The following is a 13,690-nucleotide window of genomic DNA, read 5'->3' on the forward strand; positions in this document are numbered from 1 at the left end:
GCCACCGTCAGCGGGACGGGCCGAGGGCGTCCTTGGCGACGATGTAGCCGGAGCCTCCGTTGACGCCGTGCCCCGGCCACGTCGCCGCACCCACCATGTACAGGTTCGCCACGACGCTCCGGTGCGAGGGCTGGCCCGGCAGCGGCCGGAACAGGTAGCTCTGGGCGAGCTCGTGGCTGCCGCCGTACGGGTCGCCCGGGCCGCAGTTCGGGTTGAAACGGGCCAGGTCGTCCGGGCCGATCACATGCCGTCCGATGATCGCTCCGGGCAGGTTCGGGGCGTGCCGGCCGGCCAGCTCGATCACCCTGTCCGCGAAGGCGTTCTTGACCCCCTCGGTCCAGCCGCCACCGGTGTCGATCTCTCCGGCGGCGTCTCCCCGGAGCCGCAGCGGGACGTCGAGGATCTGCAGCCTGGCCACGGCCGCGCCCGCCGGGCACCGCGTCGGGTCGGCGGCGGACGGCGTGTCGAAGGAGATGGTCGGTTCGGCGGGAATCAGCCCGCGGGTGGCTTCGTTGACCGAACGCGACAGCGCGTCGAGCCCGCCGGTGAGGTGCGACTGCCCGGTGACGGTCAGCCGTTCGTCGTCGAACCGCGGCGGCTCCGAGAGCGCCAGATGGATCTGTACGCAGCCGCGCCCGTAGCGGTAACCGCGGGCCTGCTGCCGGATCAGGGGCGGTACGACGCCCTCCTCGTGCGCGAGCAGTTTCAGATAGAGCTGGTCGGGGTTGACGGAGGCGACGACCGCGCGCGTGGCCTGGAAGACTTCGCCGTCGGCTGTGCACACTCCCACGGCACGCCCTTCGCGGACCAGGACCCGTTCCACCCAGCGCCCGGTCCGTACCCGCCCGCCATGCTGCTCGACCAGGGCGGCCAGCGCCCGGGCGAGGCGCTCGCTGCCGCCTTCCGGCGTGGGCATGCCGGCCCCGGTCGCGGCGAGCAGCACGAGTACGGTCCAGAAGGCGCTGTTCGCCTCGTCGGGCCCGCGGCCGAGGTGCAGCGCCCACGGAGCCAGCAGCCCGTGCAGCACGGGCGAGGCGAAGCGGTGTTCGAGCAGATCGCGGGCGTCGCGGAAGAACGACTGGGCGAAGGTCGAGTAGTGCCCGTCCTCGTGCATCAGCCCATGGATGATCCGCGCCGACTCCGGGCTGCTGAGCTCCGCCGCGAACAGCCCGAACACCGGGCCCGCGTGGGGCGCGAACTCCTCCAGCAACGCGGTGAGCGCGGCGCCGTCGCCCGGTGCGAGGCGGTCCGCCTCGGCCACGTTCTCCTCGGCGTTCGTGGAGAACACCGCCGTTCGCCCGCCCGGCATCGAGGCGCCGATGGCGTAGCGGGAGTTGCGGTATGTCAGGCCGTGCGCGGCGAGCTCGGGCCCCAGCTCGGCGTAGGCGGGGCCCGAGGTGAACAGCGGGTGCGCCGAGGAGTAGGTGTCGTGCAGGAAGCCGGGCACCGTGAGCTCCTCGGTGCGGACGAGCCCGCCGGGTCGGTCGTTGCCCTCCAGGACCAGCACTCCCCAGCCCGCACGGGCCAGGTACGCGGCCGCCACGAGGGCGTTGTGACCGCTGCCGATCATAATCGCGTCATATCGCTCCATAAGGGATTCTGGCAGCGGGACGGCCGCGCGGTGTAGCCCACAAAAGACGCAGGCGGGACGGGAGGCCCGTCTACGCGAGGACGGTCAGGCCGGACGCACCGCCGTGCGATTCACCGGGGAGCCGGCGCCGCCGCCCTCTGCTCGGCGGCGCGGCGGCGGCCTGCGGCCGCCCGGGCCGGGTCGCCGAGCTGATCCGCGAGCCGGGCCTGGGCGCCCCAGTTGTACGGGCACAGCGGGCGCTGGTTGATCCGCTCGCTCAGCAGCGTGCGTGCCAGGTCCCGGCGTCCTGCGTGGAGCGTCGCCTCCACCAAGGTCTTCTGTACGGCGTCCCGTTGGGCGTGGCTGCCGCCGAACGCATGCAGACGGTGGCGGAGCGGGAGCAGCAGGTCCACCGCCTCGTCGTACCGTCGCCGCCCGTACGCGACGAGCGCCCGGCACACCGGCAGCCCGACGTCGGAGGTCATCGAGACGTTGGACACCCGCGGATCCGCGTCGCGGACCCAGGCCTCGCGGTCGCGAACGAGAGCGTCGGCGTCGGAGACGCGGTCCGCTCCGACGTAGGCCATGACGGCGTGGACGTCGTTGAAGGCGTAGTAGGGACCGTCCTTCCGGTCCGCCCAGGCGTCGGCCAGGGCGGGCCAGCGGTCGCCGGTGTCGGCGCCGGCCAGGTACAGCCGCCACAGCAGCGAGGCCGCGTCCAGCAGTTCCATCGCGACGCCGGCCGAGCCCTCGTGGTGCAGGCTGGCGTCGTAGACGTCGAGCACCCGGTCGGTGCGTCCCGCTTCCAGGGCGTAGAGGGCGTAGTGCCACCAGTTGTGGACGTTGAGGTAGTTGCCGTCCGCCCAGTCGCCCACGCGGTCGTCCAGGTAGCGGATGCCGTCGGCGAACCGCCCCTGCATCTCGTAGGCGTGCACGACCGCGTGAATGCCCCACACGTCGCGGGGCCGGCGTTCCACCGCCTCCAGGGCCACCTGTTCCGACTGGTGGTAGTGGCCCGCTTCCTCCAGGCCGAACGCGTACATGCCGAGCAGGAAGCCGTAGTGCGGATCGTCCGCGTCCCAGGCGGACAGCGCCCCGCCGATGCGGTCGCGCAGCAGCACGGCGTTGCCGGTGAAGAAGTCGATCTGGTGCCCCACCGCCAGGGCGAGCGCGTCGCGCGGATACGACACGCTGATCTCCCCGAGCAGACGGCCGGCGCCGTGGATGTCGCCGTGCAGCCAGGCGGAGGCGGCCTCGATGTGCATCCGCTCCCGGGGCGTGACCTCCGACAGGTGCACGCCCCGGCGGAATTCCCCGAACCGGCTCCGGGCCCCGGCCGCGTCCTTCTCCTCCGTGCCCAGCAGGCCGAGATACGCCGTGAAGACGTTCCCCATGACGGAGCGGGGGGAGGCGGCGAGGGCCGCCTCCGCTTCCGCGTTCACCTCTTCGCGGAAGTGCAGCAGGCACTCCAGCGCGTTCTCGTAGTGCCGCACCGCCTCGCCGCCGGTGCCCGTCATCGCCTGCGCGTGCCGATCCTTCTCCACCCCGGTTCCTCTCGTTCCGCCGCCTGCGGCAGTACATCCCTGCCCGGTGGTGGGTGTGCGGATGCGCGGGGTGGGGCGGACCGGCTCAGACGTACTCGGTCAGGTCGATGGCGTGGATCTGCAGCGCGAAGCCGTACTCGGGGTGGGTCGTCTCGCGCTCGGGCTCCATGCCGAGCTTGCGGATCACGTTCTCGGAGGCGTCGTCGCCCAGCCGGGGAACGGCGATGACGCGGTCGAGGCCGCGGTCCTGGAGTGCGAACTCCAGCGTGGCCTGGGCCGCTTCGGAGGCGTAGCCCTGGCCCCAGAACGACTGGCCGAGGCGCCAGCGGATCTCCACGGCGGGCAGCACCTCCGGCAGGTACTCGGGGACGGTCAGCCCCACGAGACCGGCCAGTTCGCCCGAGGCGAGGAGCTCGACGGCGAAGATGCCGAAGCCCTCCTCGTCCCACTCCTCCTCCCACCGCTCGATGGCCTCGGCCGTCTGCTCCAGGTCGAGGGTCGAGCCGTCGCCGATCCACCGCATGACCTGCGGGTCCGCGTTGATGTCCGCCAGGGGGACGAGGTCGTCGTCGTGCCAGCGGCGCAGGAGGAGGCGGGGGGTGTGGATCTCGGTCATGGCCCCATCCTGCGCCACGCCGGGCCACAACAGAAATCGGTGCCCCGGCGGCGCGTGTTCCCTCCCCCGCCTCCGTGGGCCTACGGCTCGTCGTGGTGCCGGCGCCCCGGGTGCCGCAGGTGCGTCCAGATGTCCCGCGCACGGCGGCCCGCTTCCGTCCGGCTGTGCGCGACCAGGCGCCGGGCCTGCTCCGGGGTCTCCACCATCGGGCCCGAGCCGCGCAGGGGCTTGCCCGCCGTCTCGTGGAGGAAGAAGGCGGAGACGACCCCGATCACGCCGGCGGCCATCAGGTAGTACGCGGGGATCATCTCGTCGTGCGTCGCCTCGAGCAGCCCCGAGACGACCAGAGGGGTCGTGCCGCCGAAGAGCGAGACGGAGATGTTGTACGAGACGGACAGCGCCCCGTACCGCAGGCGGGTCGGGAAGAGGGCCGGGAGGGTCGCGGCGGCGGTGCCGGCGAAGCACACCAGCAGCAGGCCGAGGATGAGGCAGCCGAAGGCCGGCAGCAGGGCGCCGCCGGCCCGGATCAGCAGCATCGCCGGGGCGGCGAGGGCCACCAGGGCGGCGCTGCCCGCCATGAAGACGGGCCGGCGCCCCCAGAGGTCGGAGGTGCGGCCCACGGTGGTGATGGTCAGGGCCACGAGGATCATGGTGCCGAGGATCAGCAACTGTGCCGTGGTGGGGTCCTCGCCGAGGGTTTCGGTCATGTACGTCGGCAGATAGGACGTCACGAGATAGCTGGTGACGTTGTAGACCACTACCAGACCCATGCAGATGAGTACCGCGTGCCAGTGCTTGGTGAAGATCTCCTTCAGCCGCCCGTGCCCGGACTGACGGGCCTCCTCGGCGCTCGCCAACCGGGCGTCGGCCTCGGCGGCGGCCTCCGCCTCCGCGCGGAAGGCCGGGGTCTCCTCCAGACGCATGCGCATGTAGAGGCCGATCAGGCCCAGCGGACCGGCCACGAGGAACGGCAGGCGCCATCCCCAGTCCGTCATGCCGTCGGTGCCCAGGGCCGCGGTGAGCACCGTGACCAGACCCGAACCGAGCGCGTAGCCGACGAAGGTGCCGAAGTCGAGCCAACTGCCGAGGAAGCCGCGGCGCTTGTCGGGTGCGTACTCGGCGATGTACGTGGTGGCCCCGGCGTACTCGCCGCCGGTGGAGAAGCCCTGCACCAGCCGGCAGAGGAGGAGCAGTACGGGCGCGCCGAAGCCGGCGGTCGCGTAGCTGGGCAGGAAGCCGACGGCGAAGGTGCTGACGGCCATCATGATCATGGTGGCGGCGAGGACCTTCTGCCGCCCGATCCGGTCGCCGAGCGGGCCGAAGACCAGGCCGCCGAGGGGGCGTACGAGGAAGGCGGCGGCGAAGGTGGCGAAGGCGGAGATCACCTGTGCGCCGGGGGAGCTGGAGGGGAAGAAGACCTTGCCCAGGGTGGCCGCCATATAGGCGTACACGCCGAAGTCGAACCACTCCATCATGTTCCCCAGCGCGGCGGCGGACACCGCGCGGTGCACCTCGGGGCGGTCCGTGACCGTGACGTCGTCGATGGTCAGCGGGGTCTTGCGGCGCCGCAGCAGGGTCCGGTGCATCCGGTCCGTGGCCGAGGTGCCGCCGCGCTGCGGCGCCGTGGGCCCGGTCGCGGACGTCCTCGGCACCTTCGGCGTCTTCGGCTTTCGCTTGCGGTCGGCGCTCATGCTCTCCTGCCAGGGGTCGTGCGGCGGGTCGGACGGTGCGGGTGGCGGTGTCAGGCGGCGATGGGTATTCCTCACTTATGGGCGGTTTGCCGTAGTTTATTCCTGACATGTTGATCAGCCACGCGCGTGCCCGGCCGGGCGCCGGTCAATCCCCCTGGGTCATGTGCCCACGGTTGTCGCCCTCCTGCCCGAACGTGACGTCGCCGTGCACGTGCCCCGCCTGGATCACTCCCTCTGTACGCGCCTGCCCCGAGACCTCGTTGCGGATGTGGACGGCGCCCTGGCCGCCCTGCGGCACGCGGAAGTCCGGTGGCTCCTGCCAACGGGCGCCGGCGAAGTCCCGCAGGCCGGCCGCGAGGTCCACCGGGACGGTGGCGTTCGTGGACAGCGGGAGGACGAAGAACCACCCGTCGCCGCCGCGGAAGTACCGCGCGGGCGCGGGCGCGCCGGGCCGGGGCAGCACGTGCAGGGCGTAGACTTTGGTGTCCCGCTTGCGGTGGATGAGTTTGCGTACGGCGACGAACTGCACGTCCGACCAGGCCAGCCGGCCGCGGCGGCGCCCCATCCTGAACTCGATGTGCGCCGGGGTCAGGCGCAGCGCCTGTGTCTGGGGCGGCAGGAGCCAATGGACCAGCATGATCAGCACCCCGAAGCCGCACATGGCGAGGGGCGCTCCGGCGGCCACCAGCCAGTTGCCCTGCACGCCCGAACGGATGAAGACCATGACCGCGAGGAAGAGCATCACCGGCCAGTGGGCGAGGGAGAGCCGGCGGCTCCTGCCCTCGGCGCTGAACCCGTGCGCGTCGGCGTGGACGGTCCAGCCCTTGAGCGACCCCAGTGGGGCCCTCTCGAGTTCGGCCAGCGCGTCACGGAACCGGGGGAGGGGCGCGGACGCCGCGGCGGACTCGGGAGGCCGCAGGTACGGAGAGGGCCGGGCACCCCGCGGATGCGGCAGGGCGTCGTGCGGGTACGGCAGGGCCGCGGGGGCGTCGCCCCGCTCGATGCCGGACAGGTGTTCCTGGAGCCGCAGATGGCGGAACCGGTAGACGCCGCCGCTGCGCTGCAGCAGGCCGCCGTGGTGCGCGTCGCGCAGGAACTCCATCAGCGACCAGGGCACCCGCCCCGCGATCGCCAGACATCCCTTGGCCAGCAGCCAGCGGCTCCACAGGCTCATCAGAAGGAGCATCGCCGCGGCCCCGAACCAGGCGGTGACGCCCCGCGCCAGGGTGGTGCCGACCGTTTCGTAGACGTACCAGCCGAATGCCCCCTGCCCGACGCCGATCAGCACGGCCACGGTGCCCACGGAGAGCCAGGCGGCCGTGCGCTCGCTGCCCAGCACCTCGTCGGGCGTGCTCGCGTCCTCGGTGTCCGAGGGGGCGGCGATCGCCACCATGACCAGCGGGGCCAGCACGACGCTGCAGACGACCATCACCACGTACGGGCGGGCGTCGTACGCCCCCATGACCATGGTGCTGAACAACGCGGCGGGCAGAGCGACCACCGCCGACGCCTTCAGGCCCCGCCCGAGGGAAGCGGCCCGGCCCGCCGAGCGCAGGGCGGCGCCGATGCGGAACGGATTGGCGCGTCGGCGCGGTTGCCCCAGCCGGAACCCGAACCACATGTCCACCGCGATCCAGACGGCCATGGCGTGGACCAGGCCGTTGGTCAGCGCCAGCTCCAGCCCCCAGCCGGCCATGAAATCCCCTTCCCGCGAGGAGACGAACCATTCGCGGGCGACCGCGGCGACCTGGGACAGGGCGAGGCAGACCAGGGTCAGCGCGGGCAGCAGCATGACGCGCACCACAGGGGTGCGGTGCAGGTCCCACCAGGCGAACTCCGTGGTGCGGCGGCCGGTGAGGTGGCGGGCGAGATGGGCGAGCCAGTGCCGCGAGCGCCCCGGGTTCCACTGGCTCGGCGCGTGCAACCGGTCCGGGGAGTGGGGCTGCCGGGTGAACACCGCCGGAATGATCAGGTCGAGCAGGTACCTCTCGACCGCCTCCCGCGAGGGGAACGGCCGGCGCACCAGCTCCAGCGGGTCGGCGGGCGGTGCCTGGAAGCCCCGGCGGGCCAGCCAGATCATCAGCGGACTGGTCAGGGCACGCGCGACGGGCCCCTCGGGATCCTGGTCCACGGCGTCAAGCATCAGCTTCCAGCTCCGGCGGACCTGTGGCGCCGCCGACCGCAGCAGATAGGCGGTCGCGTCCTCCAGACCGACCGGCTGGGCCTCGATCACCGCGGCCCGTGCGACGGACGCCCCCGCCTCCTCTCCCGCGCGGTACTCCCGCGTGCGGGACGTCAGGACGAGCGCGTCCTTCTCGCCCAGCGCCCGGTCGATCTCACGGACCACCAGGGAACGCCGGTGCGCGGGAAGCTCGTCGAGCCCGTCGAGCACGGGGAGGACCAGCCCGTCCTGGACCAGCCGCGCCGCGGGGTGGGCGCCGTCGACGCGCGGCAGGCCCGGGTGGTCCTCGGCTATCCGCCGCGCCAGCCAGCCGCGGAAGTGCTCCCGCGACGGATCCCACGACTCCAGCGTCAGCACGACGGGCACGGGCGGCCGTACCCCGCCGCCTCCTCCGTCGCGCGGAGCGTGCCGCGCCGTCAGACAGCGTTCCGCCAGCTCCAGGGTCAGCAGCACCGCCAGCGTCGACTTGCCCGCGCCCGGGCCGCCCAGCACCACCAGACGACGGTGCCCCAGGCCGAGGAAGACGTCCGCCATCCTCGCCATCTGCCTGCCGGGCCCGCCGCCGCCCCGTAACTCGGGCCAGTCCGCCCGCCAGCGCACCGCCAGCGGCTCGGCCGAGGCCAGGTCCCAGGCGTTCAGCTCCGCCGACCACTGCGTGCGGATGCTGCGCGCCAGGGCCCACGCGGCGCGTTCCACGGGATCGGCCGCGGGCGGCAGATGCACCGTGACGTCTCCGTGGACGTACCCGATCTGCAGCACGTACTCCGCCGTGCCCCGCATGACGTTGTGGGAGCGCAACTCGTCTGCCATGACGGCATTGTGGGCCACAAGTGCGGCCGTATCGCCCCTCTTGCGAAAGAGACGCAGGGCACTTCCGTCAGCGGTGCCGTCCCATGTCGCGGGCCCGGGCGAGGGCTGCCCGGGCCGTCCGGAACTGCCCGCGTCGGTGGCGCGTTCCAGCTCATGAGTGGCCGGAGCGGATGGGCGGGGGACGCGGAGTGACGAGCGAGCTGACGGCCGGGGGGAACCGGGCGCTGCCCGCGGGCGTGCTGACGATACGGGTGCCCGGCCCCTTCGACGTATCGGCGATCGTCACCGGCGAGGAGGGCAGGACGTCGGGGGACGGCGACTTCGTGTTCTTCAACCAGCCCTCCGCGCCGGGCGCGCGGCTGGAGGGCGACACCCTGACCGTGGACCCGGCCCGGCTGCGACCGGGTGCGCGGCGGGTCACGGTGGTCCTCAGCCCGGCCGACGCCCGTACGCCGCTGACGTCGCTGCCCGCCCCGGTCATGACCGTCGCGGGCGACGGGGGCCGGGTGCTGGCCCGCTTCGCCCCGCCGCGGCCGACCGACGAGACCGTGCTGCTGCTCGCCGAGCTCTACCGGCGTGACGCCGGGTGGAAGGTACGGGCCCTGGGGCAGGGATACGCGGAGGGACTGGCCGGGGTGGCCCGCGACTTCGGCATCGACGTCGAGGACGACGACGCCGACCCGTTCCCGGCCGTACCTGCGCCCGGCAGCGCGCCCGCCCCTCCCGGCGGCTTCGATTCCCTGCCCGGCCTCGTCAATTCCCGGCGGTCCCGGGCCGGGGTGCGCCCGGTGACGGTGGACGCGCGGCTGGCCGCGGCCGCCCGGGCCCACGCCGCGGACATGGCGGCCCACGGCCGGCTGTCCGCCGAGAGCCCGTCAGGGACCTCCCTCTTCCAGCGGGTCACCGCGGCCGGCTACGCCTACCTCGTACTGACCGAGCACCTGGTCTCGGGCCCGCGCAGCGCGGCGGAGTTCGTGGACTACTGCCTGGCGGGGTCCGAACGCCGTGCCGCCTTCACCGACGGGACGTTCACCCACCTCGGGCCCGGCCACGCAGTGGACGGTGCGGGCCGGACGTACTGGACGGTGCTGTGGGCCCGGCCGTACACACCGGCCGGCCTCGAGCAGGCCGTGGCCGAGGTGCTCGCCCTCACCAACGTGGAACGGGCCGCTGCCGCCCTGCCCCCGCTGGCCGCCGACCCGCACCTCGCCGTGGCGGCCCGGGCGCACAGCGCCGACATGGCCGGCCGCGACTTCTACTCCCACACCACCCCCGAGGGACGGGAACCCTGGGACCGGGCGCGGGCGGCCGGCGCCGCGCACCGCGCGATCGGCGAGAACATCGCCTGCGGACAGCGCACTCCCGCGGAGGTCGTCAGCGGCTGGATGGACAGCCCCGGCCACCGCGCCAACATCCTCACCCCCGGCTTCACCCACCTGGGCGTGGGGTACGCACCGGCAGGCCGGGCGGGCACGTACTGGACCCAGCTGTTCGGCGGTTCCCTCTGACGCACGCCCCGCCGTGATCGGGTCACAACGGGCTCAAGACCATGGCCAACGCCACCGATGAGGCGAGAGGCTGGGCGGACACGAGGAGCCACGGTCCCACGGGACCGACCCCAGGGAGAAGGAGGCACCATGAACCGGCAGGACGGGCCCGAACGGCCCTACGACGTCGTGATCTTCGGAGCGACGGGGTTCGTCGGGGAGCTCACGGCCGAATATCTGCTGGCGCACGCGCCGCAGGGCTGCCGGTGGGCGCTGGCCGGGCGCAGCAGAGAGAAGCTGGAACGGCTGCGGGAGCGCCTGGCCGCGCTCGACCCCGCCCGGGCGGCCGGCCTCGCGCTGGTGACCGCGGACGCGGCCGACCCGGCGGCGATGCGGGAGCTCGCCGAGTCCACGCACGTCGTCGCCTCGACCGTCGGCCCGTACATCTGGTACGGGGAGGAACTGGTCGCCGCCTGCGCGGAGGCCGGCACCGACTACACCGACCTCACCGGTGAGCCGGAGTTCGTGGACCTGATGTTCGCCCGGTACGACGCGCGGGCCCGGGAGACCGGTGCGCGGCTGGTGCATTCCTGCGGCTTCGACTCCGTGCCGCACGACCTGGGCGCGTATCTCACCGTCCGGCAGCTGCCCGAGGGCGTGCCCCTGCGGGTCGACGGATTCGTCCAGGCGTGGGGACTCATCTCCGGCGGGACGCTGGCCTCGTCCCTGACGATTCTGGGACGCCGGCCGCAGGCGCTGGCCGCGGCCCGTGAGCGACGCTCGCACGAGCCGCAGCCGGAGGGCCGCCGGGTCCGGGCACCGCTGGGCACCCCCCGCTTCAGCAAGGAGACGGGCACCTGGGCCCTGCCGCTGCCCACCCTCGACCCGACCGTCGTACAACGCTCGGCAGCCGCACTGGAGCGCTACGGCCCCGACTTCCGCTACCGCCACTACGCCTCGGTGAAGACCCTGCCCATGGCACTGGCCGGCCCGTTCGCGGTCGGCGCGGTGGTGGCGGCAGCGCAAGTGCCGGCCACCAGGTCCTGGCTGATGAACCGTTACGCCTCGGGCCGAGGCCCCAGCGCGGAGCGGCGGGCCCGCAGCTGGTTCCGGCTCCGGTTCGTCGGCGAGGGCGGCGGCCGGCGGGCGCTCACCGAGATCACGGGCGGCGACCCGGGCTACGACGAGACCGCCAAGATCCTCGCGGAGGCCTCACTGAGCCTCGCCCTGGACGACCTGCCCAAGACCTCGGGCCAGGTCACCCCGGTGACGGCGATGGGCGACGCCCTGGTCGAACGGCTGCGGGCGGCGGGGATCACCTTCCGGGTGCGGACCGTGCCGGGCAGGTGATCGCTGGGCCGCGGCGGTGAACTGCCCTGCCGGTGCGGGTGGCCGGTCCGGCCTCAGGGCCGGCCGGCCGGGCTCAGCACTGGGGTCGTCGGCCGTGGTTGGCCCCGTGCTTACGACGGGCCTTCTTCTTGCGGCGCCGCTTCGAGGACATGCCGTCTCCTCTCCAGATGGGGCTTTTGGTGAATTTATACCATTCTGGAGTATTTTCCCCGATGACGCGCGCCGCGGCTCACGCCGGGGCGTGGCCGTACCGCGCCGCGAGGGGCGCGAGGTCGGGTTCGCCGAAGCGGACGCGCAAGGCGTGGAATGCGTCGACCTTTTCCTCGCCGAATCTCCGCACATGGGCGGCGTAGTCGCCGGAGGAGAGGAATTTCGGAGGCGTCGTCTTGGTGTGGAACTTGTCCGCGTACATCACCAGTTGCTCCTCGGGGCTCACGGCGAGGTAGTCGGCTTCGGGGAGGGGCAGCTTCTGCTTGCGGATGTCGTGCCTGGTCAGGCCCACTCCCGTGTGGCATGAGCAGAAGCGGCGCAGGCGCTCCGGGAAGCCTTCCCGGCCGAGGATCTCGTGGCCGAGCACGCCATGGCGGATGTACTGGCCCTGGAGGAACCGCCCGGCGCGGTCGTAGAGCCGGTAGACGCCGATGTCGTGGAGCAGCGCGCCCGCGCGCACAAGTCCTGCGTCGAGCCGGTGGGCGGAGCGGGCCATGAGCTGCTCCGCGATGCGGCAGACGATTTCGCAGTGTGTGTACACGAGGTCGAAGGCCTGCTGCGACGGCGCGTACTTCTCGTGCAGCACGCGGATCTCGGCGACAGTAGGCAGGGTCACCGCCGCAGCGTAACAACCCGCCGCAGCGCCGCGCCGCCGATGGATTCACCAATAGTGCTTGCGGCCGGCCACCGCGTGCCCCATGGCTCCGAGCAGGAAGAATATGGCTCCGAGGACGACGAGGATGATGCCGATCGTCCACAGGATGGATATTCCCGTCACGAATCCGATGACGAGCAGAATGATGCCGAGGGTGATCATGATGGACTCCTGGTTCCCGCCGCCGCTCCGGCCCGGCGCCCGGAAGGGGATGACGGCCGGACAGGCGGGCGGCTGACTTGTCACGCGCGATCACTTCCGGTTCCCGACGGCGCTGAAATCACCCCTTCCACGCCTGTCGGGCCGGGTGGTGCCCGTGCGTCGTCTTGTTCACGTGGTGAGCAGGCGGTTGAAGAACGCCCGGTAGTGGCGCAGTGCCATGCGCAGGTCCTCGGTGTCCACCTCCTCGCCCCGGTTCCACTGTCCCTCCAGGTCCTGCTTGTGCCGGGCGAACGTCGTGGCCAGCGTCTGCATGACCTCCGCGACGAGGGCGTCGGCCTTGTGCACGGCCTCGCGGGGGTCGTCCACGAACTGCGCCTGGATGTCCTGCCAGCGCTCCCGGAAGCCCTCCTGGTCCTCCGCTGTCAGGAGTTCCGGTGTCTCGTCCTCCGCCGTCTCGGCGCCGGTCTCCCGGGGCCGGGAGGCGGCCTCGCCTGCCGGTTCGGTGCTCTCGCCGGGGAAGGTGGGCACGTCGGACCGGCGTTCCGTCGCTTCTTCGGGCTCTTCGCCGCCCGTGTCCCGGTCGCTGACGCCGGCCAGGTCCTCGGTGGACAGGCCGCTCTCGCCGGGTTCGGGTATGTCTTCGCGTCGCATGTCTCCTCCGTCCGTCCCGGCGTCGCCCTCGCGGGCGGCACCCGCCGGTCGGGCATGGTGAGCGGGTCACGCCCGGGCGTGACGGGCCTGGCCCCCGTTGGAGAGCAGCTCGTCGAACAGGGCGCGGTAATGCACCATGGCGCCCCGCAGCTGCTCCGTGGTCGCCTCGTGTTTGATGCTCAGCGCATTGACCTCATGGGCGCTGCGGTAGTGCTCCAGCGTGCGGCCGTGCTCGACCGAGAGGTCCTTGACGCGCTGCTCGAAGTTCTCGGTCGGGTAGCCGCGCTCGTGCATAAGCGAGGTCACCAGGAGGTCCGCGTCCTGGACGGCGTCCTCGGGACGGTCCACGAATTCACTTTGGACGCTGGTCCATTCCCGGGTGTACCGGTCCCGGGTGCCGCTTTCCAACGGCTTGATGTCCAGTGAGTCATGGCGTTTTTCGCGTGCGCTCAGATCGCGCTCGGCCGCCCGCCGGTTGCCGCTTTCCTCGACCGTCCGCTCGTACTCCGGGCCGAAGCGTTCGCGCAGTCGTCGGCGGCGCACGGTGAGGGCGGCTGCTACGCCGATAACGATGACCACCGCCGCGACGAGGATGATGATCGCCAGAAGCATGCCTGTCGACATCGGACCAAACCCCCTCGATATGTCGGATACGCCCTATTTATCTTAAGCGTCCGCGGCGCCCAGTGGAACGGTGAATCACTGAGGGTGTCGTGCCGGTCGCAGAGAGCGCTCGGGGGCCTGTGCGCGGGCTCAGGGAGT

Annotated in this window: 11 protein-coding genes; 2 read left to right on the forward strand and 9 right to left on the reverse strand. The window is 72.4% G+C overall.

Annotated features, from left to right (window positions below; all coding sequences use genetic code 11):
* Window positions 1-7 precede the first annotated feature (7 nt).
* The 5 genes from ACIGXW_RS04210 to ACIGXW_RS04230 all read right to left on the reverse strand — a co-directional run bounded on the left by ACIGXW_RS04210 (window position 8) and on the right by ACIGXW_RS04230 (window position 8,413).
* Window positions 8-1,570 (reverse strand): phytoene desaturase family protein, encoded by a 1,563-nt coding sequence (locus ACIGXW_RS04210; RefSeq protein WP_399569590.1) that lies wholly within the window; start codon window positions 1,568-1,570, stop codon window positions 8-10.
* 131 nt (window positions 1,571-1,701) lie between these two features.
* A complete protein-coding gene (locus ACIGXW_RS04215; RefSeq protein WP_399569591.1) occupies window positions 1,702-3,114 on the reverse strand; it encodes a tetratricopeptide repeat protein in 1,413 nt (470 codons plus the stop codon).
* Between the two features lie 85 nt (window positions 3,115-3,199).
* Window positions 3,200-3,730: a GNAT family N-acetyltransferase gene (locus tag ACIGXW_RS04220; protein WP_399569593.1), complete on the reverse strand. Its 531-nt coding sequence runs from the start codon at window positions 3,728-3,730 to the stop codon at window positions 3,200-3,202.
* A gap of 80 nt (window positions 3,731-3,810) precedes the next feature.
* A complete protein-coding gene (gene proP / locus ACIGXW_RS04225) occupies window positions 3,811-5,316 on the reverse strand; it encodes a glycine betaine/L-proline transporter ProP (RefSeq protein ID WP_218182929.1) in 1,506 nt (501 codons plus the stop codon).
* Window positions 5,317-5,566: 250 nt separating this feature from the next.
* On the reverse strand, window positions 5,567-8,413 hold the full coding sequence (locus ACIGXW_RS04230; RefSeq protein ID WP_399569596.1) for a hypothetical protein: 2,847 nt from the start codon (window positions 8,411-8,413) through the stop codon (window positions 5,567-5,569).
* 188 nt (window positions 8,414-8,601) lie between these two features.
* Between ACIGXW_RS04230 and ACIGXW_RS04235 the strand changes: the two genes are divergently transcribed.
* Window positions 8,602-9,921: a CAP domain-containing protein gene (locus tag ACIGXW_RS04235; RefSeq protein ID WP_399569599.1), complete on the forward strand. Its 1,320-nt coding sequence runs from the start codon at window positions 8,602-8,604 to the stop codon at window positions 9,919-9,921.
* A gap of 129 nt (window positions 9,922-10,050) precedes the next feature.
* Window positions 10,051-11,250: a saccharopine dehydrogenase family protein gene (locus ACIGXW_RS04240; RefSeq protein ID WP_399569601.1), complete on the forward strand. Its 1,200-nt coding sequence runs from the start codon at window positions 10,051-10,053 to the stop codon at window positions 11,248-11,250.
* A 229-nt stretch (window positions 11,251-11,479) separates the two neighbouring features.
* On the opposite strand, the gene ACIGXW_RS04245 is transcribed toward ACIGXW_RS04240, so the two are convergent.
* The 4 genes from ACIGXW_RS04245 to ACIGXW_RS04260 form a co-directional block, all read right to left on the reverse strand.
* A complete protein-coding gene (locus tag ACIGXW_RS04245; protein ID WP_399569603.1) occupies window positions 11,480-12,076 on the reverse strand; it encodes an HD domain-containing protein in 597 nt (198 codons plus the stop codon).
* Window positions 12,077-12,121: 45 nt separating this feature from the next.
* A complete protein-coding gene (locus ACIGXW_RS04250; protein ID WP_143170487.1) occupies window positions 12,122-12,277 on the reverse strand; it encodes a DUF6131 family protein in 156 nt (51 codons plus the stop codon).
* A gap of 168 nt (window positions 12,278-12,445) precedes the next feature.
* Window positions 12,446-12,928, reverse strand: coding sequence for a hypothetical protein (locus tag ACIGXW_RS04255; RefSeq protein WP_399569607.1), 483 nt, complete (start codon window positions 12,926-12,928; stop codon window positions 12,446-12,448).
* 66 nt (window positions 12,929-12,994) lie between these two features.
* Entirely contained in the window at window positions 12,995-13,552 is a 558-nt protein-coding gene (locus ACIGXW_RS04260) for a hypothetical protein (protein WP_071966426.1), read from the reverse strand.
* Window positions 13,553-13,690: the final 138 nt, after the last annotated feature.

This window comes from Streptomyces sp. NPDC053079, from assembly GCF_044546695.1.
GTDB lineage: Bacteria > Actinomycetota > Actinomycetes > Streptomycetales > Streptomycetaceae > Streptomyces.